This is a genomic window from Paracoccus chinensis (assembly GCF_900102885.1).
GTDB classification, from domain to species: domain Bacteria; phylum Pseudomonadota; class Alphaproteobacteria; order Rhodobacterales; family Rhodobacteraceae; genus Paracoccus; species Paracoccus chinensis.
In genome coordinates this window covers 77,103-103,843 of the sequence record NZ_FNGE01000006.1, presented here as the reverse complement: position 1 = coordinate 103,843, position 26,741 = coordinate 77,103, and the positions used below count along the sequence as shown (strand labels likewise).

The 26,741-nt window shown below is 67.6% G+C and carries 25 protein-coding genes and 2 tRNA genes; 19 read left to right on the top strand and 8 right to left on the bottom strand.

Annotated elements, in window-relative coordinates; all coding sequences use genetic code 11:
* Window positions 1–2: 2 nt before the first annotated feature.
* Both ku and ligD read left to right on the top strand, forming a co-directional pair.
* Entirely contained in the window at window positions 3–893 is an 891-nt protein-coding gene (gene ku, locus BLQ03_RS08075; RefSeq protein ID WP_090754664.1) for a non-homologous end joining protein Ku, read from the top strand.
* Window positions 894–3,311 (top strand): DNA ligase D, encoded by a 2,418-nt coding sequence (gene ligD, locus BLQ03_RS08070; protein WP_090754662.1) that lies wholly within the window; start codon window positions 894–896, stop codon window positions 3,309–3,311.
* Window positions 3,312–3,314: 3 nt separating this feature from the next.
* Here ligD and dtd read toward each other — a convergent pair whose 3' ends face one another.
* Together dtd and BLQ03_RS08060 are read right to left on the bottom strand one after the other, a co-directional pair.
* The gene (gene dtd, locus BLQ03_RS08065) at window positions 3,315–3,764 is read right to left on the bottom strand and encodes a D-aminoacyl-tRNA deacylase (protein ID WP_090754659.1); all 450 of its coding nucleotides are present in this window, start codon (window positions 3,762–3,764) and stop codon (window positions 3,315–3,317) included.
* Between the two features lie 7 nt (window positions 3,765–3,771).
* A complete protein-coding gene (locus BLQ03_RS08060) occupies window positions 3,772–3,996 on the bottom strand; it encodes a hypothetical protein (RefSeq protein ID WP_175558794.1) in 225 nt (74 codons plus the stop codon).
* Window positions 3,997–4,100: 104 nt separating this feature from the next.
* Here BLQ03_RS08060 and BLQ03_RS08055 point away from each other — a divergent pair, with 104 nt between their 5' ends.
* Window positions 4,101–4,352, top strand: a complete 252-nt coding sequence (locus tag BLQ03_RS08055; RefSeq protein WP_090754657.1) for a DUF2312 domain-containing protein — start codon at window positions 4,101–4,103, stop codon at window positions 4,350–4,352.
* Window positions 4,353–4,502: 150 nt separating this feature from the next.
* On the opposite strand, the gene BLQ03_RS08050 is transcribed toward BLQ03_RS08055, so the two are convergent.
* Window positions 4,503–5,378 carry a hypothetical protein gene (locus tag BLQ03_RS08050; RefSeq protein WP_090754654.1) on the bottom strand — a complete coding sequence of 292 codons (876 nt, stop codon included), beginning with the start codon at window positions 5,376–5,378 and terminating at the stop codon, window positions 4,503–4,505.
* 160 nt (window positions 5,379–5,538) lie between these two features.
* On the opposite strand from BLQ03_RS08050, the gene BLQ03_RS08045 reads away from it, so the two are divergent.
* Window positions 5,539–5,613: transfer RNA gene (locus BLQ03_RS08045), tRNA-Thr, on the top strand.
* 1 nt (window position 5,614) lies between these two features.
* Here BLQ03_RS08045 and BLQ03_RS08040 read toward each other — a convergent pair.
* A complete protein-coding gene (locus BLQ03_RS08040) occupies window positions 5,615–6,664 on the bottom strand; it encodes a dipeptidase (RefSeq protein ID WP_090754651.1) in 1,050 nt (349 codons plus the stop codon).
* 150 nt (window positions 6,665–6,814) lie between these two features.
* Here BLQ03_RS08040 and parA point away from each other — a divergent pair, with 150 nt between their 5' ends.
* A complete protein-coding gene (parA, locus tag BLQ03_RS08035) occupies window positions 6,815–7,471 on the top strand; it encodes a ParA family partition ATPase (protein WP_090754648.1) in 657 nt (218 codons plus the stop codon).
* Window positions 7,472–7,490: 19 nt separating this feature from the next.
* On the opposite strand, the gene uvrB is transcribed toward parA, so the two are convergent.
* The gene (gene uvrB, locus BLQ03_RS08030; RefSeq protein ID WP_090754646.1) at window positions 7,491–9,680 is read right to left on the bottom strand and encodes an excinuclease ABC subunit UvrB; all 2,190 of its coding nucleotides are present in this window, start codon (window positions 9,678–9,680) and stop codon (window positions 7,491–7,493) included.
* 108 nt (window positions 9,681–9,788) lie between these two features.
* Window positions 9,789–10,556, bottom strand: a complete 768-nt coding sequence (locus BLQ03_RS18260) for a superoxide dismutase family protein (protein WP_090754644.1) — start codon at window positions 10,554–10,556, stop codon at window positions 9,789–9,791.
* Window positions 10,557–10,690: 134 nt separating this feature from the next.
* On the opposite strand from BLQ03_RS18260, the gene BLQ03_RS08020 reads away from it, so the two are divergent.
* The 5 genes from BLQ03_RS08020 to BLQ03_RS08000 all read left to right on the top strand — a co-directional run bounded on the left by BLQ03_RS08020 (window position 10,691) and on the right by BLQ03_RS08000 (window position 13,428).
* Window positions 10,691–11,002, top strand: a complete 312-nt coding sequence (locus BLQ03_RS08020) for an ETC complex I subunit (RefSeq protein ID WP_090754642.1) — start codon at window positions 10,691–10,693, stop codon at window positions 11,000–11,002.
* On the top strand, window positions 10,999–11,472 hold the full coding sequence (locus BLQ03_RS08015; RefSeq protein ID WP_425415724.1) for a GNAT family N-acetyltransferase: 474 nt from the start codon (window positions 10,999–11,001) through the stop codon (window positions 11,470–11,472). Before BLQ03_RS08020 ends, BLQ03_RS08015 begins: the two co-directional genes overlap by 4 nt.
* 48 nt (window positions 11,473–11,520) lie before the next feature.
* Window positions 11,521–11,597, top strand: a tRNA-Arg gene (locus BLQ03_RS08010).
* Window positions 11,598–11,707: 110 nt separating this feature from the next.
* Window positions 11,708–12,565 carry a polysaccharide pyruvyl transferase family protein gene (locus BLQ03_RS08005; RefSeq protein WP_175558793.1) on the top strand — a complete coding sequence of 286 codons (858 nt, stop codon included), beginning with the start codon at window positions 11,708–11,710 and terminating at the stop codon, window positions 12,563–12,565.
* Window positions 12,562–13,428 carry a hypothetical protein gene (locus tag BLQ03_RS08000; protein ID WP_090754638.1) on the top strand — a complete coding sequence of 289 codons (867 nt, stop codon included), beginning with the start codon at window positions 12,562–12,564 and terminating at the stop codon, window positions 13,426–13,428. The genes BLQ03_RS08005 and BLQ03_RS08000 overlap by 4 nt, the downstream gene beginning before the upstream one ends.
* Before the next feature lie 72 nt (window positions 13,429–13,500).
* On the opposite strand, the gene BLQ03_RS07995 is transcribed toward BLQ03_RS08000, so the two are convergent.
* Window positions 13,501–14,244 carry a Bax inhibitor-1/YccA family protein gene (locus BLQ03_RS07995; protein ID WP_090754635.1) on the bottom strand — a complete coding sequence of 248 codons (744 nt, stop codon included), beginning with the start codon at window positions 14,242–14,244 and terminating at the stop codon, window positions 13,501–13,503.
* Between the two features lie 140 nt (window positions 14,245–14,384).
* The gene (locus BLQ03_RS07990) at window positions 14,385–15,365 is read right to left on the bottom strand and encodes an NADPH:quinone oxidoreductase family protein (protein WP_090754633.1); all 981 of its coding nucleotides are present in this window, start codon (window positions 15,363–15,365) and stop codon (window positions 14,385–14,387) included.
* A gap of 153 nt (window positions 15,366–15,518) precedes the next feature.
* On the opposite strand from BLQ03_RS07990, the gene BLQ03_RS07985 reads away from it, so the two are divergent.
* The 9 genes from BLQ03_RS07985 to BLQ03_RS07945 all read left to right on the top strand — a co-directional run bounded on the left by BLQ03_RS07985 (window position 15,519) and on the right by BLQ03_RS07945 (window position 26,623).
* Window positions 15,519–15,872, top strand: a complete 354-nt coding sequence (locus BLQ03_RS07985) for a helix-turn-helix domain-containing protein (RefSeq protein ID WP_090754631.1) — start codon at window positions 15,519–15,521, stop codon at window positions 15,870–15,872.
* Between the two features lie 90 nt (window positions 15,873–15,962).
* Window positions 15,963–16,778 carry an inositol monophosphatase family protein gene (locus tag BLQ03_RS07980; protein WP_090754629.1) on the top strand — a complete coding sequence of 272 codons (816 nt, stop codon included), beginning with the start codon at window positions 15,963–15,965 and terminating at the stop codon, window positions 16,776–16,778.
* A 74-nt stretch (window positions 16,779–16,852) separates the two neighbouring features.
* The gene (mgtE, locus tag BLQ03_RS07975) at window positions 16,853–18,235 is read left to right on the top strand and encodes a magnesium transporter (protein ID WP_090754627.1); all 1,383 of its coding nucleotides are present in this window, start codon (window positions 16,853–16,855) and stop codon (window positions 18,233–18,235) included.
* The gene (locus tag BLQ03_RS07970) at window positions 18,220–18,771 is read left to right on the top strand and encodes a 5-formyltetrahydrofolate cyclo-ligase (protein ID WP_090754625.1); all 552 of its coding nucleotides are present in this window, start codon (window positions 18,220–18,222) and stop codon (window positions 18,769–18,771) included. The genes mgtE and BLQ03_RS07970 overlap by 16 nt, the downstream gene beginning before the upstream one ends.
* Window positions 18,772–19,180: 409 nt before the next feature.
* Window positions 19,181–22,813, top strand: coding sequence for a vitamin B12-dependent ribonucleotide reductase (locus tag BLQ03_RS07965; RefSeq protein ID WP_090754623.1), 3,633 nt, complete (start codon window positions 19,181–19,183; stop codon window positions 22,811–22,813).
* 121 nt (window positions 22,814–22,934) lie between these two features.
* Window positions 22,935–24,599 carry a formate--tetrahydrofolate ligase gene (locus BLQ03_RS07960; RefSeq protein ID WP_090754620.1) on the top strand — a complete coding sequence of 555 codons (1,665 nt, stop codon included), beginning with the start codon at window positions 22,935–22,937 and terminating at the stop codon, window positions 24,597–24,599.
* A complete protein-coding gene (locus tag BLQ03_RS07955; protein WP_090754617.1) occupies window positions 24,600–24,968 on the top strand; it encodes a YigZ family protein in 369 nt (122 codons plus the stop codon).
* Between the two features lie 52 nt (window positions 24,969–25,020).
* Window positions 25,021–25,449: a hypothetical protein gene (locus BLQ03_RS07950; RefSeq protein ID WP_245688743.1), complete on the top strand. Its 429-nt coding sequence runs from the start codon at window positions 25,021–25,023 to the stop codon at window positions 25,447–25,449.
* Window positions 25,442–26,623, top strand: coding sequence for an AAA family ATPase (locus tag BLQ03_RS07945; protein WP_245688742.1), 1,182 nt, complete (start codon window positions 25,442–25,444; stop codon window positions 26,621–26,623). The genes BLQ03_RS07950 and BLQ03_RS07945 overlap by 8 nt, the downstream gene beginning before the upstream one ends.
* Window positions 26,624–26,741 lie beyond the last annotated feature (118 nt).

Here is a 26,741-nt window from a genome sequence, read left to right as displayed (position 1 = left end):
ACATGGCATCGCGCGCGATCTGGAAGGGCCAGCTTCGGCTGTCGCTGGTGTCGATCCCGGTCGAGATCCATGCCGCGACCAAGTCGGGCCGGCGCATCAGCTTCCGCCAGATCCATGGCCCCTCGGGCAAGCCGGTGAACTATGAAAAGGTCGTGCCCGGCATCGGCAAGGTCTCCTCGGACGAGATCCTCAAGGGCTATGCGCTGGGCGACAACGAATACCTGCTGATCCAGCCCGAGGAGATCGACGCGATCAAGCTCGAGACGAAGAAGACCTTCGAACTCGTGCAGTTCGTCGGCACCAACGAGATCTCGCCGCTCTACTACGACCAGCCTTATTACATCGTGCCTGCGGACGAACTGGCCGAGGATGCCTATCGCGTGGTCCGCGACGCGCTGCGCAAGTCGCAGAAGACGGGATTGGGCCAGCTGACCCTGCACGGGCGCGAACACCTCTGCGCCGTGCGCCCCTGCGGCGACGGGCTGCTGATGGAAACGCTGTTCTATGCCGACGAGATCAAGGACGCCGAGCCCCTGTTCAACACCATCGAGGACCAGGAGGCGGACTCGGACCTGCTGACCGTGGCGACAGCCCTGATCGAGAAGAAGACCGCGCCCTTCGACGCCGCGGCCTTCCATGACAACTTCGACCGCGCATTGCGGCAACTGATCGAGGACAAGCGCAAGGGCCGCGCGCCGCGCGTGACGGCCGGAAGCGACAAGCCGTCCTCGGACAATGTGGTGGACCTGATGCAGGCGCTGCGGGAAAGCCTGAAGGCCTCGGGCGGGAGCGCGCCCGAGAAGGAGGGCAAGCCTACTTCTCGCGCCAAGTCCAAGTCCGAGGACGCGCCCGCCAAGGCCCCAGCCAAGCGTCCAACCCGCAAGGCAAGCTGATTGGCGCGGCTGGACGACTATCGCGCCAAGCGCGACCCTAGGGCGACGCCCGAGCCCTTTGACGCCGGCACGCCCTCGGGAGGCGCGCTGCGCTATTCGATGCAGAACCACGATGCCACGCGGCTGCACTGGGACCTGCGGCTGGAATGGGATGGCGTGCTGCTGAGCTGGGCCGTCACGCGCGGCCCCTCCCTGGACCCTGCGGAAAAGCGGCTGGCGGTCAGGACCGAGGATCACCCCATCCCCTATGTCACCTTCGAGGGCGTGATCCCCGGCGGCCAGTATGGCGCGGGCACGGTGATGCTGTGGGACCTGGGCCACTGGCGGCCCCTCGAGGACGTGGAGCGCGGGCTTTCCAAGGGGCACCTGCGCTTCCAGCTTTACGGGCGGCGACTGACGGGCACCTGGGATCTGGTGCGGATCAAGGGCAAGGCGTCCGAGCGACGCGAGAACTGGCTGCTCGTCAAGGCCGAGGACGCGGCCGCTCATCGCCCCGACCCGGTGGTGCGCTACTGGACCAGCGTCTCGACCAACCGCAGCTTCGCCGAGATCGCGGCCGATGCCCCTGCAAATCCCTTCGGCCCCGCCGAGCTGCTGCCCTTGCCCGAACAGGTCGAGCCCATGCTTGCGCGGCTGGTCGAGGCACCGCCCTCGGGCGAGGACTGGCTGCACGAGATCAAGATCGACGGCTATCGCGGGCTGGTTCATCTGGGGGAAGGAGGGCCGGTCATCCGCACCCGCAACGGACTGGACTGGACGAGCCGCTTCGCCTCGCTGATCCCGGCGCTGGCCGAACTGCCGCCGCGCTCCGCGCTGATCGACGGCGAGATCGTGGCGGGCGCGGGCGCCTTTGGCTTTTCCGCGCTGCAGGCGGCGATCACGGCCGGCGGGCCCTTCGGCTTCGTGGCCTTCGACCTGCTGGAACTTGAAGGCCGCGACCTGCGCGACCAGCCCCTGGTCGAACGCCGCGCCTCACTGGAGCGCCTGCTGGCCGATGTTCCACCCTTGGGACTGGTGCAACTGAGCGAGGCAGTGCCCGGCGATGGCGCGGCGGCCTTGGCGGCAATCTGCGCGGCGGGGGGCGAGGGGATCGTCAGCAAGCTCGCCCGCGCGCCTTATGTGCCGGGGCGGGGCGACAGCTGGCGCAAGACGAAATGCGAACACCGTACGGCCATGACCGTGATCGGCTGGACGCCGTCAGAAAGCGCGGGACGTCCTTTCGCCTCGCTGCTGCTGGCCAGTCCTGACGGGCCGGACGGCGCCCTGCGCTATCGCGGGCGCGTCGGCACCGGGTTCTCGGCGGAAACGCAGGCGGAGCTTGCCGCGCTCATGCGCCCGTTGGTCCGCAGGACAGCCGCTACGCGGGTCCCGAAGGTGGAATCCCGCGGTGCAACCTGGATCGAGCCCCGGCTAGTGGCGGAAGTCCGCTATGCGGAAATGACGCGCGATGACATCCTGCGCCATGCGAGCTTTCTGGGACTGCGCGAGGACAAGATGCCGCCGACTCCACCCGCCCCCGTCGTCCGCGTCGAGAAACCCACGGGCCGCAGCCTCAAGATCGCGGGCGTGACCGTCACCAGCGCCGACCGCGTGGTCTTCCCCGAGGCGCGCGTGACCAAGGGCGACCTCGCCGCCTATTACGAGCGCATCGCGCCCCTGATGCTGCCCCACTGCGCTGACCGTCCGCTGGCGCTGGTGCGGCTGCCCGAGGGCATGGGGGGCGAGCGTTTCTTTCAGAAACACGCGGGCAAGGGCTTTCCGGCCGAGATGCGCCAGACGCAGATCGATGGCGAGGAGGAGCCCGCGATCTACGTCTCGACCGCCGCCGGGCTGGTCGCGGGCGCGCAGATGGGGGTGGTGGAGTACCACATCCGGGGTACGCGGCGCGACCGCACTGACCGGCCCGACCGGCTGGTCTTCGATCTTGATCCCGACGAAGGGCTGGGCTTCGACGCGGTCAAGGCGGCGGCCTTCCAGTTCCGCGACCGGCTGGCGGCGCTGGGCCTGCCGACCTGGCCGATGGTCACGGGGGGCAAGGGCATTCATGTCGTGGCCGACCTGCGTCGAACGGCGAGCCGGGAGACGGTCAAGCTGTTCGCCCGCACCTTCGCCCATCTGGTCGCGGTCGAAGAGCCCGAGCGCTACGTCGCCACTATGTCCAAGGCCAAGCGCAGCGGAAAGATCTTCGTGGATTGGTTGAGGAACGAGGAGCAAGCCACTGCGGTCTCTCCATTTTCCGTCCGCGCAGGGGCAGGGGCTCCGGTCGCCATGCCGCTGTCCTGGGAGGCGCTGGAAGGCGAAAGCTCGGCCAATGCCTATGACCTGCGGACGGCTGCCGAGCTTGCCGAGAAGGTGGCGCCCGAGCGCGGGAAGCCGGTGTCGCTAGAGGCGGTGGCCCGGCGGCTGATCGGGAGCTAGACCTCAGCTCCGGTCGGCCGAGTCCATCCAGATCGTCACCGGCCCGTCGTTGACCAGCGAAACCTTCATGTCGGCCCCGAACTCGCCCGTCTCGACCGGCAGCCCCTGGGCGCGCAGCGCCTCGGCAAAGGCGAGATAGAGCCGCTCACCCTCGTCGGGCGGGGCGGCGGTGGAAAAGCCGGGGCGATTTCCGGTGCGGGTGTCGGCGGCCAAGGTGAACTGGCTGACGACCAGCGCCGCGCCGCCGATGTCCTGCACCGAGCGGTTCATCCGGCCCTGGTCGTCGCGAAAGATCCGCAGCCGCGCGACCCGGCCCGCCAGCCGCTCGGCGGTGGCCCGGTCGTCGCCCCCCATTGCGCAGACCAGCACCAGAAGCCCTGTGCCGATGCGGCCTGTCGAGCGGCCCTCGACCGTGACTTCGGCCTGCGACACGCGCTGGATCAGGACCCGCATGGCCGCCTCAGCGCAGCATGATGCCGAGGACGACCGCCATCAGCCCCAGCATCGAGGCCGCGAGCGCGCCCATGTTCACCGCCACCACGCGCTGCATGGTGGCGCGCATGGCGGCGTCGTCCTGCCGCTGGCGCTTGGCCCGCCCGACGGCCGTGATGCACCAGACGATGCCTGCCAGCCCCAGCGCCGTCAGAGCCGCGCCGCCCCAGATCAGGATGTCGTGGATGGTCATGGCGCCTCCGTCAGTCCTCAAGCCCTGCCGCCCTAGCGGCGATTGCGCGTCCGGGCAAGACGGCCTATTGCAGCGCCTCATTCCCGCCGGCGAAGGACAGCGACATGAGCGACGATCAGGCCTATGGCATCGCAGCCGGAGAGCTGCGCCAGTTCATCGAACAGTATGAACAGCTCGACGCCGAGAAGAAGGACGTGGCCGAGCGCCAGAAGGAGCTGATGGCCGAGGCCAAGGCGCGCGGCTATGACACCAAGGTGATGCGCAAGATCGTGGCGCTGCGCAAGCGCGACAAGGACGACGTCGCCGAGGAAGAAGCGATCCTGGAGATGTACAAGAGCGCCCTCGGGATGACCTGAGGGCCGAGGCGCCCGGGTATCTGCCGGAGTGCTCTGCCGACATGCCGGAGCCGGGGGTTTTCCACCCCCGCACCCCGGAGGATACTTGGGCAAAGAAGAAAACTGGCTCTTTGCAGGCGCAGGGGCAGAACGGTGGCTTGAAGGCACCGATCAGGGGCTGAGGAACTCGACCCCCGGCAGCGCGGCGATCAGGGCGACGTCCTCCTCGTAGGCGTCGGTGATCTCGTCCACCAGGTCCTGTGTCCAGCCGGGCGCGGTGATCTCTTGGCGCACCGCTTCGGGCTTGGCGTGGCGTCCCAACATCTCGGCGAAGATCGCCCGGCGGGCGTCGACCGTCAGGCGGCCCGACTTGGTCAGCGCCTCCTTCAGTTCGGCCATGCCCTCGGGCGGCAGCAGGTCGCCCAGAACGGCGAGGCCCGATTTCAGGGGCACGTCGGCAGGCATCCGGGCGATGCGGCGCACCGCCTCGGGCCAGATCAGCGGCGTGTCCTCGTAGCACCAGACGATGACCCGGCGGCCCTGCATTGCCTCGACGATGCGCTGCATGGCGGGACCCCAGCGCAACTGGCGCGGGTCGCAGTTGCCCAGCACGCGCTCAAACGAGGGGTCGGGCATCCGCGAGACGAGATGCGGGATCTGCAGCGCCGGGTTCTGGATCGCCAGCGAGACCTCGACCTCGGCCGAGGGGAACAGCGCGGCCACCGCCCGCATCCGCGCGCCCGCCTGCGGGAAGAGGCCGCTGTCGGACAGGCAGCGCACCGGCGCCCCGATCAGCGAGGCCTGCGACAGCACCATCCGCTGGACGTTGTCGGCCTCGAGCAGGGCGTCGTAGATGACGTCCTCCATCTCGGGCGGGGCCTCGCCACCCTTGAGCGAACTCAGCGCCTCGTCCAGCACGCCCTTGTACCGGCCGGGAGGCACGACCTCGACCCCGTTGGCCAGCAGCCAGTCGCGGTTTTCCATCAGCGTGCGGATCATCCGCTCGGGCTCGGTGCCGTGGGTGCCGAAATGGATGGCGACCTGCATGGGCCAGACCTCATCTTTGCTGCCGACCTGTCCCGTCGCCTTGTGTGCACACAGGGTCAAGGGGTTGCGAGGAAGGGGGGCAGAAAAACTTGCAAGGGATGCGCGGCAGTGTGGTGCCGCGCTTGCGCCATCGTGGGCGTGCGCGTATCTGGAAGCGCAGGCCGGTTTAGCTCAGTGGTAGAGCGTCTGATTTGTAATCAGGGGGTCGGGGGTTCAAATCCCTCAACCGGCACCAGTCACCCGCCCCAGCTGCGTTCCACCAGCGACAGCCAGTTTCTCCAGGCGATCTTCTCGACCAGTTCACGGCCATAGCCATGGGCCAGCATGGCGTCGGTCAGCCGGGGCAGGGCGGCGGCGTCGGACAGGTCGGCGGGCATGACGGCTCCGTCGAAGTCCGAACCCAGCGCCACGCCGTCCTCGCCCAGGATTGCCAGCATGTGGTCGAGATGGCGCAGAAGGATGTCGAAGCCGCGGAACTGTTCACGCCGCCCATCGGGGGCCAGGAAGCCTGTGTTGAAGTTCAGGCCGACCACGCCGCCCGTGTCGGCGATCCGGCGCAACTGCCGGTCGGTCAGGTTGCGGGAACTTTCGCAGATCGCATGGGCGCCCGAATGGGTGGCGACCAGCGGCGCGTCGGTCAGCCGGGCCACGTCGTCGCAGCCTTTCTCGTTCAGGTGCGACAGGTCGATGATGATTCGCAGTGCGTTGCATTCGCGGACCAGCGCCTTGCCCCGGTCGGTCAGCCCCTCGCCCCGGTCCGGGGAGGACGGGAAGGCGAAGGGTACGCCGTGGCCGTAAGCCGTCGGCCGTGACCAGACGAAGCCCATCGAGCGCAGGCCCATCGCGTGCCACAGGTGCAGCGCATCCAGATCGGCCAGCGGCTCGGCCCCCTCCATGTGCAGGATGGCGGCGATGCGGCCTGCGTCCATCGCCGCGCGGATCTCGGCGGCGCTGCGGCAGACCGACAGCGTTCCGGTCCGTTCCAGGGCAAACAGTGCCGAGGCCTGCGCGAAGGCCAGGGGCAGGGCCTGGTCGCAGGCGACCTTGGGCGGAAGGGGCAGGTCGAAGGGCGGGTTCTCCTTCTGGCGCAGCAGTTCGGCCACGTCGCCGGTTTCGGCGTCCGGCACCCACATGGCGAAGAAGCCGCCGACCATGCCGCCCGCCCGCAGCCGGGGCAGGTCCATGTGGCCGGTGCCGTCCCCTTCGGTCCAGAGCTGGCCGGCCTCATGGCCTGCGGCCACCGCACGTTGCAGGAAGTCGTTGTGTCCGTCGAATACGGGGATCATGCGGGCCGGGTCCCAAGGCTGTGTCTGGCGGGGCACGAAGACCACCACGGCGGCGGGGATGCAAGCCGCGCCATGAGGATTGCCCCTTGGGCTTGCCCTGAGGCCGGGTGCATGCGACCCAAGGATGAGGGAGCTTGCAGCGGGGACGGCATGGCGGGACGCATCATCACCGTGGCGCAGCAGAAGGGCGGCTCGGGCAAGACGACGCTGACCGCGAACCTTGCCATTGCCCTGCGGCGAAAGGGATTCACTGTCGCGGTGCTGGACACCGACCCGCAGGGCAGCCTCGGACGCTGGTTCATGGAGCGGCTGCAGGGGGTGGGCGAGGACGGAGGGCTCGAGTTCTCGACCTCATCTGCCTGGGGTGCGAGCTACGAGGGCGAAAAGCTCAAGCGGCGCTTCGACGTGGTGCTGATCGACACGCCGCCCAAGATCGAAAGCGACCTGCGCCCCGCGCTGCGCGTGGCCGACCTGGTGCTGGTCCCTGTCGCCTCGAGCCAGGTGGACCTGTGGGCGACCGAGGGTGTGCTGGACCTTGCCGCGCGCGAGAAGCGCCCCGTGATGATCGTCCTGAACCGGACGCGCCCGAACACGCGCCTGGGCGCCGAAGTCGCCGCCGGGGCGGCCGCGCTGGGTGTGGACGTGGCACGGGCGCAGCTGGCCCATCGCGTGTCCTACGCCGAAAGCCTAGGGCGCGGCGGTGCAGTTGCCGAGGGCCCCGCCGGCCCGGGACGGGACGAGATCACCGCGCTTGCCGACGAGATCATGGCGCAGGCCGGCATCGAGGGCGCGGCGACCATCCGTTAGCCGTAGTCGCAGGGGCGGGTCAGCCCCGCCGCTTGCTGCGCTTGTTGCCGCCCCGCTGACCTGCTCGGCCCGCAGTCGAGCGGCCTTGGGCGCGGACGGCGGCCTCGGCCGCTTCCTCGACGGCGGTCTGGCGGGCCAGCGGGTCGTCGGACACGACCAGTTCGACTGCCTCCAGCCGCTTGACCTCGTCGCGCAGGCGGGCGGCTTCCTCGAACTCGAGATTCTCGGCAGCCTTGCGCATCTGCGTGCGCAACGCGTCCAGATGCGCCTGCAGGTTCGATCCGACCAAGGGCTTGTCCACCTTGGTCGTGATCCGCGACTGGTCGGTGTCGCCCTGCCACAGCCCAGCCAGCACGTCGTCCACGTTCTTGCGGACGGTCTGGGGGGTGATGCCATGCGCCTCGTTATAGGCCTGCTGCTTGGCACGGCGGCGTTCCGTTTCGCGCATGGCGCGTTCCATGCTGCCGGTGATGCGGTCGGCATACATGATGACGCGGCCATCGACGTTCCGGGCCGCGCGGCCGATCGTCTGGATCAGCGAGGTCTCGGACCGCAGGAAGCCCTCCTTGTCCGCGTCGAGGATCGCGACAAGGCCGCATTCAGGAATATCAAGCCCTTCGCGAAGCAAGTTGATGCCCACCAGAACATCATAAGCGCCCAGCCGTAGGTCGCGCAGGATCTCGATCCGCTCGATCGTGTCGATGTCGGAATGCATGTAGCGGACGCGGATGCCCTGTTCGTGCAGGTATTCGGTCAGGTCCTCGGCCATGCGCTTGGTCAGGGTGGTGACCAGCGTGCGATAGCCCTGTTTCGAGACATGGCGCACCTCGTCCAGCAGGTCATCCACCTGTGTTTCGACAGGCCGGATCTCGATCACCGGGTCCAGAAGACCGGTCGGGCGGATCACCTGCTCGGTGAAGACGCCGCCGGACTGGTCCAGTTCCCACTGGCCCGGCGTGGCCGAGACGAAGACCGACTGTGGGCGCATCGCGTCCCATTCCTCAAACTTCAGCGGACGGTTGTCCATGCAGGAGGGCAGGCGGAAGCCGAACTCGGCCAGCGTGAACTTGCGCCGGAAGTCGCCGCGATACATCCCGCCGATCTGCGGCACGCTGACATGGCTTTCGTCGGCGAAGACGATGGCATTGTCGGGGATGAACTCGAACAGGGTCGGCGGCGGCTCGCCCGGCGCGCGGCCGGTCAGGTAGCGCGAGTAGTTCTCGATGCCGTTGCAGACGCCGGTCGCCTCGAGCATCTCGAGGTCGAAGTTCGTGCGTTGCTCAAGTCGCTGGGCTTCCAGCAGCTTGCCCTCGTCGTTCAGTTGTTTCAGCCGTGCGTCAAGTTCCTGTCGTATCCCCTTGGTTGCCTGCTGCAACGTCGGGCGCGGGGTGACGTAGTGGCTGTTGGCGTAGATGCGGATCTGCTTGTAATCGCCCTCGCGCGCGCCGGTCAGGGGGTCGAACTCGACGATGGCCTCAAGCTCGTTCCCGAAGAAAGAAAAGCGCCAGGCGCGGTCCTCAAGGTGGGCGGGCCAGACCTCGACCACGTCGCCGCGCACCCGGAAGGCACCGCGCTGGAAGGCCGTGTCCAGCCGCTTGTATTGCTGCGCCACCAGTTCATTGATGAAGCCGCGCTGGTCGTAGGACTGGCCCACGATCATGTCCTGCGTCATGGCCGAGTAGGTCTCGACCGAGCCGATGCCGTAGATGCAGCTGACCGAGGCCACGATAATGACGTCGTCGCGTTCCAAGAGCGCCCGGGTCGCCGAGTGGCGCATCCGGTCGATGGCCTCGTTGATCTGCGATTCCTTCTCGATATAGGTGTCGCTGCGGGGGACGTAGGCCTCGGGCTGGTAGTAGTCGTAGTAGCTGACGAAATATTCCACCGCGTTGTCGGGAAAGAAGCCCTTGAACTCGCCGTAAAGCTGCGCGGCCAGCGTCTTGTTCGGGGCGAGGATGATCGCCGGGCGCTGCGTTTCCTCGATCACCTTGGCCATGGTGTAGGTCTTGCCGGTGCCCGTCGCGCCCAGCAGCACCTGGTCCCGTTCGCCGTTCAGCACGCCCTGGGCCAGTTCGGCAATGGCAGTGGGCTGGTCGCCCGCGGGGGAAAACTCGCTTTGCATTACGAAGCGCTTGCCGCCTTCCAGCTTCGCCCGGCGCTGGGGCTGCAGCAGCATGGGCATCGGGGCGTTCGTGTTGTTGTGGGCCATGACGATCCTGGGGGTAGGGGCGATCACGGAACATGGGGCGAGGGCCTGTCCGCTTCAAGGCAGAGGGCCGCCCCGGAAGGCGGCCCCCGCGTGGTCCCGGTGCAGGCGTCAGTTTTCCAGTTCAAGCACCGCGCAGGCGATGCGGTCGCCCGCATTCCCCGAAGGCGGGGAGGTGTAGTCGTCCACCTCGGCATGGATGATCACGGCCGAGCCGTTGTCGTCCATGATCTGGTCCATCAGCACGCCCGGCAGGAAATACTCGGTATGCAGCGCGCCCGCGGCGCCCATGGTGATGTTGGGCAGGTCGCCGGGATGCGGGCCATTCGCCGAATGCACGCCATGTTCCTTGTCGCCCGGAAGATGGCCGCCGGCGCTTTCGAAGGTCGGCCCTTCGCAGACGCCGTTCTCGTGAATGTGAATCGCGCGCTGGGCACCCGCAGGCAAGGCGCCTTCGGCCATGTCGAGGACGAAATGCATCACGCCCGACTCGGTTTCCGTGACAAGGACGGTGCCCATGTCGCCGCCCTCGGCGTTGCGCAGGACCCCGCCTGCCTGCCGAAGCTGGCCCGTGCCGTAGCCCGCTGCTCCCTGAGCCGCCGATCCCGAAGCCGCCTGGCCGGAGGCGCCCCCTGCCTGGCCCGAGGTGTCGTTTCCACCGGTGTCGGTTGTCGTCGCCCCTCCGGCGGATTGCCCGGTGGTGGTCGCGGCGGGCGAGGCGTTCTCGATCGGCGCGGCCTGCCCGGCTGCGGCATCGGCGGGCTGCGCCGTCTGCGCATGGCCTGCAAAGGGAATCAGGGCCAGTGCCGCGCCCAGCATCAGCACGCCAAGGGCTTGAGGATGAGGCAGGGCGCGGGTTTCTGCGCGGGAACGGGTCATCGAGGATTCTCCTGTCTGTCCTTGCGTCGGGTCAACGCCCCGGACCACCGCGCCGTTCCCCTTGGGCGGCTTGATCGCGGCCGCGACCTGCGCCAAAAGAGGCCAGCCCGCGTCAAGCCGCCGAAGGGGAACCCATGCGCGTCCGCATCTACCAGCCGTCCCGCAATGCCATGCAGTCCGGCGTCGCCCGCAGCAAGGGCTGGGTGCTCGAGTTCGCCCGCGAGGACCATCCGTCGCTCGACCCGTTGATGGGATGGACCACCTCGGATGACACCCAGGCCCAGGTGCGCCTGCGCTTCGACACCCGCGCCGAGGCCGAGGCCTATGCGAAGGCCAAGGGGCTGGACTACATCGTGACCGAGCCGAAGCCCCGCGCGCCCAACATCCGTCCGCGCGGCTATGGCGAGAACTTCGCCACCGACCGCCGCCTGCCGTGGACGCATTGAGGGACCAAGGGACGGTCGCGATCGCGGCCGAAAGCCCGCTGTCGCCGGACCTCGACCTGCTGTTTGCGCGGCATGTGCAGGCGATGCATGCCGATACGCCGCCCGAGTCGATCCACATGCTGCCGCGCGAGGATCTCGTCTCGCCCTGCATCACTTTCCTTGTGATGCGCGAGGCGGGCGAGCCGGTCGGCATGGGCGCCCTGAAGCGGCTGTCCGCGGATCACGGCGAGATCAAGTCGATGCATGTCCTGGCCGAACGCCGGGGGCAGGGCCTGTCGCGCCTGATGCTTGAAGCCCTGGTGGCACAGGCGCGCGACAGCGGCATGACGCGCCTGTCGCTGGAAACAGGGGCGCAGGACAGCTTCCGCGCCGCCCGCGCGCTTTATGCCGGGGCGGGTCTCGCGGAATGCGGCCCCTTCGAGGGCTATGGCCCCGACCCGAACAGCGTCTTCATGAGCCGACCGCTCTAGCTTCCGCCTTGCGTCGCTGCCCGCTTTGCCGCAATCACGGGGCTGCGCGGCCCCGTAGCTCAACTGGATAGAGCAGGGACCTTCTAAGTCCAAGGTTGGGGGTTCGAGCCCTCCCGGGGTCGCCAGCACGCCGCCGCTGCAAGGTTGAAAAAGCCTGTCAAGGTGCTAGCGTCATCCGAGGTGCGACAGGGACGGCCCTGCCTTGGTGGCTGTCACCGAACCGCGGAGGAACCGGGTGACGGATGCCGAGCGCTTTCAGCCCTCCGGTCTTGCCGGGGCCATCGAGTTCATCAGGCTGGAAGAAACACTGCGGAACTTCGCCGAGGACGAAACCTTCGTCTTCGTCGTCAATAGGGGAAACTGGGGCGACGGGCTGATCCGCTATGCGACCGAGCGGTTCTTCCGGCAGAACGGCTTCCGCCATGTCAGCATTCCCGTGGCAAGCGCCGTGTCGTTGTCGGTCGAGGAACTGCGGCAGGCGTGTTCCGGCGCGAAGGTGCGGATGGTCTACAGCGGGGGCGGGGCCTTCCTGAACAAGTACCACATGCACCGCCGCATTCCCGCCCTGGTCGAGCGGTCCGAGCGGATCCTGGTGCTGCCCCATACCTTCGCGGTCCCGCGCCGCAAGCTGGGTTTCCGCAAGTCCGACATCCTGTTCCGCCGCGACGAAAGTGGTTCCATCGAATTCGCGCCCAGGTCCGTGTTCTGCCACGACATGGCGCTGAGCCTCGGGCGGATCGCGTGTCAGGGAGAAGGTTCCGGCACCGGCTTCTTCTTCCGGCGCGACGTCGAGAAGGTCGAAGGAATGGCGCTCCCTCCGGACAACCGGGACATCTCAGCCGAGGGGACAGAAAGCACTCCGATGGCGGCCTTCCTGGAGGCCATCGCCCGTTTCGAGACGATCCACACGAACCGTCTGCATGTCTCGATCGCCGCCGCGATGATGGGGCGGCGGGTGCATCTTTACGCCAATTCCTACTTCAAAAACCGGTCGATCTACGAAGCGTCCCTGAAGCAGGCCTTCCCGAATGTGACCTTTTCCCAGGACTACAGCCCGTTCGCTGCCGAGCTTCCGACCGCGAGTGCGTCATGAAGCCGATCGCCATTCTGACGATGGTCTATGACGATGACATCTACCTGAAAATCTGGCTGGCCTACTGGGAGCGCTTCCTTCCGCGCAGCAACCTTTATGTCCTGACCCACGCCAACCACGACCACTACGAGGAGATGGCGAGGGGCTGCAACACGATCCGCATCGCGCGCCCTCCGGTGCATGTGGATCTCGAGGCGGACCGCTGGCGGATGCTGTCTAGGCTGGCCTCCAGCCTGACCTTCATGTTCGAGCGGGTGATCTACACGGACGTGGACGAGATCATCGCGCTGGACCCGAAGAACGGAAGCGACCCGGTCGAGCATGTCCTGAACAGGACCGAGGCGGTGATCTCTCCCTACGGTGTCGACGTGGTCGAACCCGCGGAACTGGACCTGCCGCCCATCGACCTATCGCGGCCGATCCTGTCGCAGCGCAGCTTCGTCTGCTCGAGCGCGCCTTATTCCAAGCCTTGCATCACGTCCGAGCCGATCAACTGGAGCAAGGGCGGGCATTACTCGGACAAGTCCGAGGTCTTCCTTTCGGAGGATCTCGTTCTGTTTCACCTGCGGCTGTTCGACAGGGGGGTCTACCAGGAACGCTCGGCCAACCGCAGGGCGATGGTCACGGACCCCGGAACCGGCAAGGTCATCGAGGGCCTGGGGGGACCGAGCTGGCAGCGCACCAACGAGTTCGAGCGTTATGCGATCAAGGCGTCCGAGCCGATGAAGAGGATCCGCTTCAGGAAGGATCGGGCGAAATGGCTGTCCTCGGCAAGCCAGGACGAGCAGGGCTTCTGGAAGCGCAAGGGCTGGCTTCGCAAGGAGCTTCACCGCATCCCCGAGCGTTTCGAGACGGTCTTCTGAGGCCGGGCTGGCGTCCCTCCCATGAAAAAGGGCCGGCGCTGGGCCGGCCCTTTTCCGTCGATCAGGCAGGGATCACTCCTGCTGGCCCATGAAGCTCAGCAGGAAGGTGAACAGGTTCAGGAAATCCAGGTACAGCGTCAGCGCACCCATGATCGCCGACTTGCCCAGGAAGTCGGCGTCCGAGTTCGCCAACTCCAGGTAGGTGTTCTTGATGTTCTGGGTGTCATAGGCAGTCAGGCCGGCGAAGATCAGCACGCCGATCACCGAGATGGCGAAGTTCACCGCGCTGGAGCCCACGAACAGGTTGACCAGCATCGCCACGATCAGGCCGATCAGGCCGATCATCAGGAAGCGGCCCATCGCGCTCAGGTCGCGCTTGGTCGTGTAGCCGTAAAGCGACAGGCCCGCGAAGCCCGCGGCGGTTGCCACGAAGGTCATGGCGATCGAGCTGCCGGTGTAGCGCAGGAAGATCGAGCTGACGGAGGCGCCCATCGCCGCGGCGAAGGCGTAAAACAGCAGGGTCGCGCCCTGGGTCGACAGCCGGTTCAGCGCCGCGCCGAAGGCGAAGACCATCACCAGCGGCAGCAGCATGATGACCCAGCGCACCGGCGTCGTGTAGATCACGCGCCCGAACTCGGTCCAGGCGCCCGGGCCACCGGCCATCTGCGCAAAGCTCCAGGCCACGACGGCCGTGACCAGCATGCCCACGGTCATCAGGCCGTAGACCTTGTTCATGTAGGCCCGCAGGCCCTCGTCATAGACCGCAGCACGGTTGGCCGTCGTGGCCGGGCGGCGGATCGTGTTGTAGTCGACCATCAGTGTTCCCTCTTGGACGGTCCGGCAGGGGCCGGTCCTCGTGTGGGGAATATCGGAACTCTGCCCCTTTTTATCAACCGCCGGCAGGGCTTTCGGACCGAATTTCCAAGACCTTGACATGTTCTTGAACGGGGCCCGCCTTATCCGGCGGCGGCCTCGGGGGTCATGGTCAGGATCACCTTTCCCACGGCCTTGCGGCTGCGCAGCAGTTCATACCCCTCGGGCGCCTGTTCCAGCGGCAGGACCGCGCCGGCGGTGGGCCGAAGCCGGCCCGCCGCGTGCAGCGCGAACAGCGCCCGCAGGCTGTCCTGCATCGCCGCCCGGTCCAGCTTGCGGTAGCCGCCCCAGTAGAAGCCGAGGATCGAGATGTTCTTGACCAGCGCATGGTTCAGCGGCAGCGCCGGGGGGCGCCCGCCCGCAAAGCCGATCACCAGGTGCCGCCCGCCTGTCCGAAGCGCCCCGAAAGCCGCCAGCCCCGGCGCGTCGCCGACCGCGTCATAGACCACGTCCACGCCGCCCAGGGCGCGCAGCGCGGCGCGCAGGTCCTCGCATTCGGCGCTGTCGATCGTCTCGGCGGCGCCGGCCTCGCGCGCGGCAGCCAGCTTGTCCGCACCCCGGGCGACCGCGATCACGCGCGCGCCCAGAACGGCGCCGATCTCGACCGCCGTCAGGCCCACGCCGCCGCCTGCGCCCAGCACCGCCAGGGTTTCGCCCGCCCGCAGCCGGGCAGGGCCGGTCAGCGCCAGGTGGCTGGTGCCATAGGCGACCTGGAAGCCGGCCGCGTCGCGCCAGGACATGCTGTCGGGAATCGGAATGCAGTCCTTGGCCGAAAAGACCCCGTGATCGGCCAGCGTTCCCTGCGCCGCGACCGCGACCCGGGCGCCCACGGGCAGGTCCACGTCCGACCCCGCGGCGATGATCTCGCCCGCACCTTCAAGCCCCGCGACGAAGGGCGTGGGGGGCGTGTCCTGATAGCGTCCCTCGGCCATCAGCAGGTCGGCGAAGTTCAGCGCCGCGGCGTGAAGGCGCACGGCCACCTCTCCGGGACCGGGGTCGCGTAGCCCCTTTCGACCCATCCGGGGCAGTGCCCCCGACTCGGCGATCTCGATGATTCGGCTCATGCTTTCCACCTCTTGCGGGTCCCCGCGACAATTAGGGTTAAACGCCCGCTCCGGACCTATCTTTTTGGACATAATCGGCCATTTTCCTGCTGATAATCCTCGCTGATTGCGTTTGCCTGCGCTAGTGCAAGGATAGATTGTGTGAGGTTAACGATGAAGCATGTTGTCGATGTACACGTCGGACAGAGGATTCGGCACCGGCGCTGGACTGTCGGAATGACTCAGCAGCAGCTGGCCGATGCTGTCGGCATCAAGTTCCAGCAGATCCAGAAGTATGAAACGGGGATGAACCGCGTTTCTGCTTCGCGGCTGTGGGACATCGCCGCCGCACTGGACGTCCCTGTTTCGTTCTTCTTCGAAGGTCTGGGCGACCAAGCGCATGACGCCGAGGTGGATCTGCTGGGCGACAAGGAGGCACTGCAACTGGTGCGCGCCTATTACGCGATGCCCGAGCCGCAGCGCCGCCAGATCTTCGAACTGGCCCGGGTCCTTTCCGAAGCCGCCTGACGGCAACGGGCGCGCGCGCTGGCCTTGGCGCGCGCGCCCGGCTAAGGCTGGCTTGACGCCGCACCGATGCGGCCCAAGCCGAGTGTGCCGATGCCGACCCTTTCCCCTGCACGGATCGCGGATGCGGATCTTGCCGCTATCCGGGAAACCGCCGCCGCCCTGGCCGATGCTGCGCGGATCGAGACGCTGAGGCATTTCCGCAGCCCCCTGCTTGCGCCCGACAACAAGGCAGCGACCGGCTTCGATCCTGTAACCGAGGCCGACCGCGCTTGCGAACGCGCCATGCGCACGATCCTGGCCGAGCGGCGACCCCATGACGCCATTCTCGGCGAGGAATACGGGCCCACGCCCGGCACCACCGGCCTGACCTGGGTGCTGGACCCCATCGACGGCACCCGCGCCTATCTGTGCGGGGCGCCGACCTGGGGCGTGCTGATCGGGGTGACGGACGCGCAAGGGGCGGTTTACGGCTTGATCGACCAGCCCTGGACCGGCGAACGGTTCGAGGGCGGCCCCGGAGTCGCCGGCGTGACGGCCCCGCAGGGAAACCGCGAACTCTCCGTGCGCCGGGGCGTCGCGCTGGCGCAGGCCACGCTGATGACGACCTACCCCGAGGTCGGCGGCGCCGACGACACCGCTGCCTTCCGCCGCGTGGCGGATGCGGTGCGCCTCACGCGCTATGGCTTCGACTGCTATGCCTATGCGCTGCTGGCGCTGGGGCAGGTGGACCTGGTGATCGAGGCGGGCCTGCAGCCCTATGACGTCGTGGCGCCCATTGCCGTGGTCGAGGCCGCGGGCGGCATCGTCACCGACTGGGCCGGCGGCCCGGCCCATGCGGGCGGGCGCGTGATCGCCGCCGCCACGCCCGAGCTTCACGCCCAGGCCCTGGCGCTGCTGGCGGGCTGAGGCTTCCCGGCCCGGTTGCCGCCTCGGCGCGCGGGGCCTATGGTCGCGGCGCGCAAGCCAAAGGCAGGTGTCCCATGACCGAAATCCGCCCCGAACCCGAAGCGGGCGACGACGACTTCGTCCCCAGCCGGACCCTCGTGGCGGAGATTGCCGAGGCCATCGACGAGGACGACGGCGCGCGCCTGCACGCGCTGCTGGACCCCCTGCACGGCGCCGACATCGCCGACCTGATCGAGCAGTTGACCCCCCAGCGCCGCCAGCGCCTCGTGCGGCTTTATTCCGGGGAGTTCGACGCCGAGATCATCTCGGAAATCGATGAATCCATCCGCGAGGAGGTGATCGAGCAGCTTCCTGCCGAGGTGCTGGCCGACGCCGTGCGCGAGATGGACAGCGACGACGTCGTGGACCTGGTCGAGGACATGGAGGGCCCCGGGCGCGAGACGATCCTGTCGGCGCTGGACCAGTCCGACCGCGCCGCCGTCGAGCAGTCGCTGAACTGGCCCGAACATTCCGCCGGCCGCCTGATGCAGTCCGAAGTGGTCGCCGCCCCCGAGCACTGGACCGTGGGCGAGGCCATCGACTACCTGCGGTCCGAGGACTGGCTGCCCGACCAGTTCTACCACATGATCCTGGTCGATCCGCGGCGTCATCCGGTGGGTTACGTGACGCTGGGCCGGCTGCTGTCCTCGCAGCGCGGAACCCGCCTGCGCGACATCACCGAGGACAGCTTCCGCACCATCTCGGCCCGTCAGGACGAGGGCGACGTCGCCTATGCCTTCAACAAGTATCACATCATCTCGGCGCCCGTGGTGGACGATCACGACCGGCTGGTGGGCGTCATCACCATCGACGACGCCATGACCGTCCTGGACGAAGAGCATGAAGAGGACATGCTGCGCCTGTCGGGCGTCAACACTGACAGCCATGTCTCCGACAGCGCCCTGGCGACTGCCCGCCAGCGCCTGCCCTGGCTGGTGACCAACCTGTTCACGGCCTCGCTGTCGGCCCTGGTGATCGCGCAGTTCGAGGACACCATCGCCACTTTGGTGGTCCTGGCGGCGCTGATGCCGATCGTGGCCTCGACCGGCGGGATCGCGGGCACGCAGTCGCTGGCCGTGGCAGTCCGTGCGCTGGCCACGCGCGACCTGAACCGCTCGACCGCGCCCCGCGTGATCCGGCGCGAACTGGTTGCGGGCGTTCTGAACGGCCTCGGGCTGGCCCTGATCCTGGGGCTGGTGGGGATGCTTGTCTTCGGGGATGCGCGCCTCGGGGCTGTGCTGGCCATGGCCATGATCGTGAACCAGATCGTGGCCGCACTGGGGGGCGTGCTGGTTCCCCTCACGCTGGAACGCTTCGGCCTCGACCCGGCGCTGGCTTCCGGCACTTTCGTCACGACGCTGACCGACGTGATGGGCTTTCTCGCCTTTCTGGGACTCGCGACATGGCTTCTGATCTGAGCGCCGCAAAGGCCGGGCTGCGGGCGCAGGCGCTGGCCGCGCGCGGGCAGGGGGGCGACCAGGAGGCGCTGGACCGCCACCTGCGCAAGGCGCTGGCACCCCATGCCGGTCGCGTCCTTGCAGGCTACTGGCCGATGCGGGACGAGCCCGATCCACTGCCCGCCATGCGCGCCCATGGCGGCGCCCTGTGCCTGCCGGTGGTGCCGGGCCGAGCCGTGCCGCTGGTCTTCCGTTTATGGCAGGGCGAAGCCTTGGAGCCCGGCCCGCTGGGCACCAGCCAGCCGCCTGATTCGCTGCCCGAGGTCAGGCCGGAGGTGCTGATCGTGCCGCTGGTGGCCTTCGACGGGGGGCTGAACCGGCTTGGCTATGGCGGCGGCTATTACGACAGGACGCTGGAACTGCTGCGGAAGTCCGGCCCGGTCGCGGCCATCGGCCTCGCCTGGGAGGTCCAGCGCCTTCCCGCCATCCCGGCCGAGCCCTTCGACCAGCCGCTCGACATGATCGTCACCGACGTGGGCACCATTCTGCATCCGTGAAGACGCTCAGGGGTCGATCGGTGAACCCGCCAACCTGCTCGGGTCGAGCGATTCTGTTCAGGATCCGCCCGCCGGACGAACAACCGGCGGCTGCACGAGTCGGACAGGGCTCCTTCGCGGGGTGCATGGGCGGCCAGTCCTGTCAACTGCAGAATTCTGTGGATAAGGCTGTGCATATGTCGCCTGAGAGGCCTCGGATAGATGCCGGGAAGGGCGGATGGAAGGCCCTCGCGACGCGATTTTCTTAGCGCCGTCAGCCCTTTCGCCTGTGGATTATCGTGCCGAACAGCCCGCTTGCGCGAGGCGCAACTTTAGCCCCTATAGATAGTTCTGGACCGGCAACCGCAATATCTAGTGGCCTCAGCCCGGAACAGGCAGCGCGGTGCAGTCAGGACAGAGAGGGCGGATCATGAAGATCGAACGGCGTTTCACGACGGAAGACAGCGGGGCCTATGGCGCCGTTGCGTTCACCACCACGGCCTCGGAAATCCGCAACCCGGACGGCACGGTCGTCTTCCGCAACGAGTCCGTCGAGGTGCCCGAGGGCTGGAGCCAGGTCGCATCCGACGTCATCGCGCAGAAATACTTCCGCAAGGCGGGTGTCCCTGCCGCGCTGAAGCGCGTGAAGGAAAAGGGTGTGCCCGAGTTCCTGTGGCGCTCGGTCCCCGACGAGGCCGCGCTGGCGAAGCTGCCCGAGGACAAGCGCTTTGTCGGCGAGACCTCGGCGCGGCAGGTCTTCGACCGCCTGGCCGGCGCCTGGGCCTACTGGGGCTGGAAGGGCGGCTACTTCACGACCGAATCCGACGCCCGCGCCTATTACGACGAGATGCGCTTCATGCTGGCCCGCCAGATGGGCGCGCCGAACTCGCCGCAGTGGTTCAACACCGGCCTGCACTGGGCCTATGGCATCGACGGGCCGAGCCAAGGCCACTTCTACGTCGATTTCCAGACCGGCGAACTGGTCAAGTCGAACTCGGCCTATGAGCATCCCCAGCCCCACGCCTGCTTCATCCAGTCCGTCGCCGACGACCTGGTGAACGAAGGCGGCATCATGGACCTGTGGGTCCGCGAGGCGCGGCTGTTCAAGTATGGCTCGGGCACTGGCACCAACTTCTCGTCGCTGCGCGGCGAGGGCGAGAAGCTCTCGGGCGGCGGCAAGTCCTCGGGCCTGATGGGCTTCCTGAAGATCGGCGACCGCGCGGCGGGCGCGATCAAGTCGGGCGGCACCACGCGCCGTGCGGCCAAGATGGTGATTTGCGACATGGATCACCCCGACATCGAGTCCTTTATCAACTGGAAGGTCATCGAGGAGCAGAAGGTCGCGAGCCTCGTGGCCGGCTCGAAGATGCACGAGGCGAAGCTGAACGAGATCTTCGCCGCGATCCGCCATTTGGACGGCAGCGCCGAGGACGCGACCGACCCGGCGAAGAACGAGGCGCTGAAAGGCGCGATCCGGTCCGCCAAGAAGGCGATGATCCCGGAAACCTACATCAACCGCGTGCTGCAATACGCGCGCCAGGGCTTCGACTCGATCGAGTTTCCGACCTATGACACTGACTGGGACTCCGAGGCCTATGCCTCGGTCTCGGGCCAGAACTCGAACAACTCGGTCCGCGTCACCGACGCCTTCCTGAAGGCCGTGAAGGACGACGCCGACTGGACGCTGATCCGCCGCACCGACGGCAAGACCGCCAAGACCGTCAAGGCGCGCGAATTGTGGGACCAGATCGGGCACGCCGCATGGGCCTGCGCCGACCCCGGCATCCAGTTCCACGACACGGTGAACGCCTGGCACACCTGCCCGGCCGACGGGCCGATCCGGGGCTCGAACCCCTGCTCGGAATACATGTTCCTGGACGACACGGCCTGCAACCTTGCGTCCATGAACCTGCTGACCTTCCTCAAGGCCGGCCAGTTCGACGCCGAGGGTTATGTCCATGCCACCCGGCTCTGGACCGTCACGTTGGAGATCAGCGTGCTGATGGCGCAATTCCCGTCGAAGGAGATTGCGCAGCGGTCCTATGACTTCCGCACGCTGGGCCTCGGTTACGCCAACATCGGCGGCCTGCTGATGAACCTCGGCCTCAGCTATGACAGCGACGAGGGCCGGGCGCTCTGCGGCGCGCTGACCGCGCTGATGACCGGGGTCTCCTATGCGACTTCGGCCGAGATGGCGGGCGAACTCGGGCCTTTCCCGGGTTATGCCCGCAACGCCGACGCCATGCTGCGGGTGATCCGCAACCACCGCGCCGCGGCCCACGGCACCGGCGAATACGAGGCCGTGAACGTCAACCCGGTCGAACTGGACGTGGACAACTGCCCCGATCCGGTGTTGGCCACCATGGCGCAGCGCGCCTGGGACAAGGCGCTGGCGCTGGGCGAGGAGAACGGCTTCCGCAACGCCCAGACCACCGTGATCGCGCCCACGGGCACCATCGGCCTGGTCATGGACTGCGACACCACCGGGATCGAGCCCGACTTCGCGCTGGTCAAGTTCAAGAAGCTCGCCGGCGGCGGCTACTTCAAGATCATCAACCAGTCGGTTCCGGCCGCGCTGGAGGTGCTGGGCTATTCCTCGGCCCAGATCGAGGAAATCGTGGCCTATGCCGTGGGCCACGCCTCGCTTGGCAACTGCCCCGGCATCAACCATCCCGCGCTGGTCGGCCACGGCTTCGGCCCGCGCGAACTGGAAAAGGTGGACGCGGCGCTGGCCTCGGCCTTCGACATCCGCTTCGTCTTCAACCAGTGGACGCTGGGCGAGGATTTCTGCAAGCGCACCCTGGGCATCCCGGCCGAGAAGCTGGCAGACCCCAGCTTCGACCTGCTGCGGCACCTGGGCTTCACCCGCGCGCAGATCGAGGCCGCGAACGACCATGTCTGCGGGACAATGACGCTGGAAGGCGCGCCGCACCTCAAGCCCGAGCATTACGCCGTCTTCGACTGTGCCAATGCCTGCGGCAAGAAGGGCACGCGCTACCTGTCGGTCGAAAGCCACATCCGCATGATGGCGGCGGCGCAGAGCTTCATCTCGGGCGCCATTTCGAAGACGATCAACATGCCGAACACGGCGACGATCGAGGATGCGCTGGCGGCCTATGAGCTGTCCTGGTCGCTGGGTATCAAGGCCAACGCCCTTTACCGCGACGGGTCCAAGCTGTCGCAGCCGCTGGCCGCAGCCCTGGTCGAGGATGACGACGAGGCTGCCGAGGTGCTGGAATCCGGCAGCCCGCAGGAAAAGGCCGCTGTCATCGCCGAGAAGATCGTCGAGCGGATCATCGTCAAGGAAGCCGCCCGCTCGAACCGCCAGAAGCTGCCGGCCCGCCGCAAGGGTTATACGCAGAAGGCGATCATCGGTGGCCACAAGGTCTACCTGCGCACCGGCGAATACGACGACGGCAAGCTGGGCGAGATCTTCATCGACATGCACAAGGAAGGCGCGGGCTTCCGGGCGATGATGAACAACTTCGCCATCGCCGTGTCCGTGGGCCTGCAATATGGCGTGCCGCTGGAGGAGTTCGTGGACGCCTTCACCTTCACCCGCTTCGAACCCGCGGGGATGGTGCAGGGCAACGACTCGATCAAGAACGCGACCTCGATCCTGGACTACATTTTCCGGGAACTGGCCGTGTCCTATCTGGACCGCACGGACCTTGCCCATGTGAAGCCGAACGGCGCGAGCTTCGACACGCTGGGTGGCGGCGAGAACGAGGGCCGGCCCGAGACTTCGGGCGAGGGCAATGCCTCGAAGTCGGTGGAACTGCTGCGCCAGATCAGTTCGACCGGCTACCTGCGCAAGCGCCTGCCGCGCGACCTGATGGTGCTGCAGGGCGGGGTCTCGACGGTCGCCGTGTCCTCCAGCCTGGCCGAGACGCAGGCGAGCTTCGAGGTGGGCGTCGCCACGGTCACGCTGGACCCGCGCGCCAAGGCGAAGATGCAGGGCTACGAGGGCGACCCCTGCGGCGAATGCGGCAACTACACGCTGGTCCGCAACGGCACCTGCATGAAGTGCAACACCTGCGGCGGCACCTCGGGCTGCAGCTGAGACAAGGTCACACAGGATAACACGAGGGACGTGACCGATCGCCGCCCGGCTTGTCCGGGCGGCGATGCCTTTTGCGGGCGCGCGACGCAGGCTAGGGTCGGGCGCGGAACAGGGGACGCCAATGAAGACCGACATCGAGATCGCCCGCGCGGCGACGAAACTGCCCATCGCCCGGATCGCCGAACGGCTGGGGATCGGGTCCGAGGAGATCCTTCCCTACGGCCATGACAAGGCCAAGATCTCGCGCGATTTCATCGACGGCCTCCGGCACCGGCCCGAGGGGAAGCTGGTCCTTGTCACCGCGATCAACCCGACGCCTGCCGGCGAGGGCAAGACCACGACCACCGTTGGCCTGGGGGACGCGCTGAACCGCATTGGCCAGCGCGCAACCGTCTGCATCCGCGAGGCCTCTCTGGGCCCGAACTTCGGCATGAAGGGCGGGGCTGCGGGCGGCGGCCACGCCCAGGTGATCCCGATGGAGGACATGAACCTCCATTTCACGGGCGACTTCCATGCGATCACCAGCGCCCACAACCTTCTGGCGGCGATGATCGACAACCACGTCCACTGGGGCAACGCGCTGGACATCGATCCGCGCCGGATCACCTGGCGGCGCGTGATGGACATGAACGACCGCGCCCTGCGCGACCTGGTGCTGGGCCTGGGCGGGACGGCCAACGGCGTGCCGCGCGAATCGGGCTTCGACATCACCGTGGCTTCGGAAGTGATGGCGATCCTCTGCCTGGCGGACGACCTTGCGGACCTGCAGGACCGGTTGGGGCGCATCATCGTGGCCCAGACCCGCGCCGGACAGCCCGTGACGGCGCGCGACCTTCAGGCCGACGGCGCCATGACAGTGCTGCTGCGCGACGCCCTGCAACCGAACCTGGTACAGACGCTGGAAAACAACCCCGCGCTGGTTCACGGCGGCCCCTTTGCCAATATCGCGCATGGCTGCAACTCGGTCCTCGCCACCCGCACGGCGCTGCGGCTGTCGGACTTCGTCGTGACGGAAGCCGGCTTCGGCGCGGATCTGGGGGCTGAAAAGTTTCTGGGGATCAAGTGCCGCAAGGCGGGCCTGTCGCCTGCCGCCGTCGTGCTGGTCGCGACCGTCCGCGCGCTGAAGATGAACGGAGGCGTTGCGCGCGCCGACCTGGGATCCGAGAACGTCACGGCCGTTCGCGCGGGTGCGGCGAACCTGACCCGCCACATCCGCAACCTGCAGGGCTATGGCCTGCCGGTCGTCGTGGCGATCAACCACTTCGCCACCGACACCGCCGCCGAGATCGCCGCCGTCCAGGATGCTGCCGAAGCCGAGGGCGTGCGTGCCATCCTGTGCCGCCATTGGGCCAAGGGCGGGGCAGGGGCCGAGGATCTCGCCCGCGAGGTCCTGCGGCTGTCGGCCCAACCCTCGGACTTCCGCCCGCTGTATCCCGACGAGATGCCGCTGTGGGAGAAGATCGAGACGATCTGCACCCGCATCTATGGCGCGGCGCGGGTCGAGGCGCCCCCGGCCGTGCGGGCCCGGCTGGACGCGTGGCAGGCGGATTACGGCCATCTGCCGGTCTGCATGGCCAAGACCCCCTACAGCTTCTCGGCCGACCCGACCCTGCACGGGGCACCCACCGGCTTCACCATCCCCGTGCGCGAGGTGCGGCTGGCCGCGGGCGCAGGCTTCGTGGTCGCCATCTGCGGCGATATCATGACCATGCCCGGCCTGCCGCGCGAGCCTGCCGCGAATCGCATCGGCCTCGACTCGCACGGCCGGATCGAGGGGCTGTTCTGAATGTCCGCCCCGCCGCTGGCCGTCTTCGACCGCATCATCTCGGACCGGGGCTCGGTCTATGCGGTCTCGGGCGGGCCGGTGGCGGACCGCGCCGGGATCGACGCGCGGCTGGCCGAACTGAAATCCGTCCGCCGCTTCGCCAAGGCCACGCACAACAGCTGGGCCGCGCGGCTGGGCGGCGAGGGGCTCAAGGCCGACGACGGCGAATCCGGCGCCGGCGCGATCATCCTGCGGATGCTGGAAAGCGAGGGGCTGGACGACCACCTGGTCGTGGTCACGCGCTGGTACGGCGGCAAGCACCTGGGTGGCGACCGCTTCCGCCACGTGATCGGCGCGGTGCGCCATTACCTCGCGCATCGGCCGACCTGAGGCGGGTGGTAGGCCCGGAGGGCAGGGCGTAAGCCAAGCCTTTCAAGGGACTATGCTGGCGAACCCTGAAAATCGCCGCATTGAAAACACTGGCGAAAATCGGGACGTGGCGAACCTCTCAAGGGGGGGCGCAAAAGAAAATCCCGGTGCGCTGGCGGGCGCAACCGGGACAAATCAGAATAGCTTTTGGAGCTGGTTCGACCATAACCTGAAGCGCCAGGCGGCTGCAAGCGCACTTGTGTCCGCGCTGATGAATTGCAGCGCCCAGGATCGCGTTTCTTTTCTCGAAACCATGCTGGACGCGATTGAGCCCGACTGGCGGGCGCTGGCGCTGATCGATGACATGCAGGACGCCCGGTGGTGGGCTGCCAGCGCCTCTGACCGGCAGCGCAAGGCCATGGCGCTGGCCAGCTACGAGGCGATGCCCGAACCCGCCCGCCGTTCATTCGTGGCCTATATCACGGGGGCGCGTCATGGCTGACGATGACAAGCGCGACCGCCCCGAGGACACTGACACCACGCCGTGGGCAGAGATGGCCGGCGGCCCGACCGTGGTGAACTTCGCCGCCGAGAAGGCGAAACGCACGGATCGGAACGCCCGCAAGAGCCGGTTCTTCTCGGCGGCCGAACTGGACGGCCGCGAGGTGCCCGTCCGCGACTGGCTGGTTCCCGGCATGATTCCGTCCGGCACCGTCACGCTGCTGTCGGGCGACGGCGGCACCGGCAAGTCACTGCTGGCGCTGCAGCTGGCCGTCGCCTGCGCCCTGGGCAGGCCGTGGATCGGCCGCCAGGTCGCGGGCGGCACCGCGCTGTATGTCTCGGCCGAGGATGATGAGGCGGAACTGCACCGCCGACTCGCGGGCATCCTGCAGGCCGGCGGCGCGGACTTCCTCGACCTGGACCAGCTGTCACTGCGCAGCCTCGCGGGCGAGGACGCGCTGCTGACCGCGCTGGACGCGCGCACCGGGCACCAGAGGATCACGGACCTGTTCCGGGAACTGGATGCCTTCCTGACCGACCTGCGGCCCGCCCTGGTGGTGCTGGACACGCTGGCGGACCTGTTCCCAGGAAACGAGAACGACCGAGCCCAAGCGCGTCAGTTCATCGGCCTCCTGCGCGGCATAGCGATCCGGCACAGCTGTGCGGTGGTGCTGCTGGCGCATCCGTCCCTTTCCGGCATCCAGAGCGGCACCGGCATGTCGGGCAGCACCGGCTGGCACAATTCGGTGCGGTCGCGGCTCTACCTTCATCGCGTCATTCAGGGCGACGAAGAACCCAACCCCGATGCGCGGGTGCTGCAGACCATGAAGGCGAACTACGGGCCGACCGGCGAGGAGATCAGCCTGACGTGGCGCGACGGCGTGTTCTCCGTGGATCCGACAGAGAGCGGCCTTGACCGCCTCGCGCGCCGGAGCAAGGCCACGCGCAAGTTCATGGAGCTGCTGCGATTGCTGCGCCAACAGGGTCGCGACGTGAACAGCCGCAGCGGCCCCAACTATGCGCCTTCGGTGTTCGCCGCTCATCCCGATTCAGAAGGCATCACCAAGGCCGCTTTCCGCGAGGCGATGGAAATCCTGTTCGCTCAGAACACCATTCGCAACGTGCAGATCACGCGCGACCGGAAGCCGACAACCGTTCTTCAGGAGGCGGAATGATGGGTGCGAAACTCCCCGCGATCTCCCCGCGATCTCAAAAAACCGGGTGCGATCTCCCCGCGATCTCCCCGCGATCTCCCCGCGATCTCGGGCGCGAAACTCCCTCCCTTCCTAAAGG

Coding starts and splice junctions, on each gene's coding strand:
- parA (WP_090754648.1), top strand. CDS start 6,815: ATGGCGGGACGCATCATCACCGTGGCGCAGCAGAAGGGCGGCTCGGGC.
- BLQ03_RS08040 (WP_090754651.1), bottom strand. CDS start 6,664: ATGATCCCCGTATTCGACGGACACAACGACTTCCTGCAACGTGCGGTG.
- dtd (WP_090754659.1), bottom strand. CDS start 3,764: ATGCGGGTCCTGATCCAGCGCGTGTCGCAGGCCGAAGTCACGGTCGAG.
- BLQ03_RS08050 (WP_090754654.1), bottom strand. CDS start 5,378: ATGCAGGTCGCCATCCATTTCGGCACCCACGGCACCGAGCCCGAGCGG.
- BLQ03_RS07970 (WP_090754625.1), top strand. CDS start 18,220: ATGGCTTCTGATCTGAGCGCCGCAAAGGCCGGGCTGCGGGCGCAGGCG.
- BLQ03_RS07955 (WP_090754617.1), top strand. CDS start 24,600: ATGTCCGCCCCGCCGCTGGCCGTCTTCGACCGCATCATCTCGGACCGG.
- BLQ03_RS08020 (WP_090754642.1), top strand. CDS start 10,691: ATGCGCGTCCGCATCTACCAGCCGTCCCGCAATGCCATGCAGTCCGGC.
- BLQ03_RS07985 (WP_090754631.1), top strand. CDS start 15,519: ATGAAGCATGTTGTCGATGTACACGTCGGACAGAGGATTCGGCACCGG.
- ku (WP_090754664.1), top strand. CDS start 3: ATGGCATCGCGCGCGATCTGGAAGGGCCAGCTTCGGCTGTCGCTGGTG.
- uvrB (WP_090754646.1), bottom strand. CDS start 9,680: ATGGCCCACAACAACACGAACGCCCCGATGCCCATGCTGCTGCAGCCC.
- BLQ03_RS18260 (WP_090754644.1), bottom strand. CDS start 10,556: ATGACCCGTTCCCGCGCAGAAACCCGCGCCCTGCCTCATCCTCAAGCC.
- BLQ03_RS07960 (WP_090754620.1), top strand. CDS start 22,935: ATGAAGACCGACATCGAGATCGCCCGCGCGGCGACGAAACTGCCCATC.
- BLQ03_RS08055 (WP_090754657.1), top strand. CDS start 4,101: ATGAGCGACGATCAGGCCTATGGCATCGCAGCCGGAGAGCTGCGCCAG.
- BLQ03_RS08000 (WP_090754638.1), top strand. CDS start 12,562: ATGAAGCCGATCGCCATTCTGACGATGGTCTATGACGATGACATCTAC.
- BLQ03_RS07950 (WP_245688743.1), top strand. CDS start 25,021: ATGCTGGCGAACCCTGAAAATCGCCGCATTGAAAACACTGGCGAAAAT.
- mgtE (WP_090754627.1), top strand. CDS start 16,853: ATGACCGAAATCCGCCCCGAACCCGAAGCGGGCGACGACGACTTCGTC.
- BLQ03_RS08060 (WP_175558794.1), bottom strand. CDS start 3,996: ATGACCATCCACGACATCCTGATCTGGGGCGGCGCGGCTCTGACGGCG.
- BLQ03_RS07980 (WP_090754629.1), top strand. CDS start 15,963: ATGCCGACCCTTTCCCCTGCACGGATCGCGGATGCGGATCTTGCCGCT.
- BLQ03_RS07945 (WP_245688742.1), top strand. CDS start 25,442: ATGGCTGACGATGACAAGCGCGACCGCCCCGAGGACACTGACACCACG.
- BLQ03_RS07965 (WP_090754623.1), top strand. CDS start 19,181: ATGAAGATCGAACGGCGTTTCACGACGGAAGACAGCGGGGCCTATGGC.
- BLQ03_RS07995 (WP_090754635.1), bottom strand. CDS start 14,244: ATGGTCGACTACAACACGATCCGCCGCCCGGCCACGACGGCCAACCGT.
- BLQ03_RS07990 (WP_090754633.1), bottom strand. CDS start 15,365: ATGAGCCGAATCATCGAGATCGCCGAGTCGGGGGCACTGCCCCGGATG.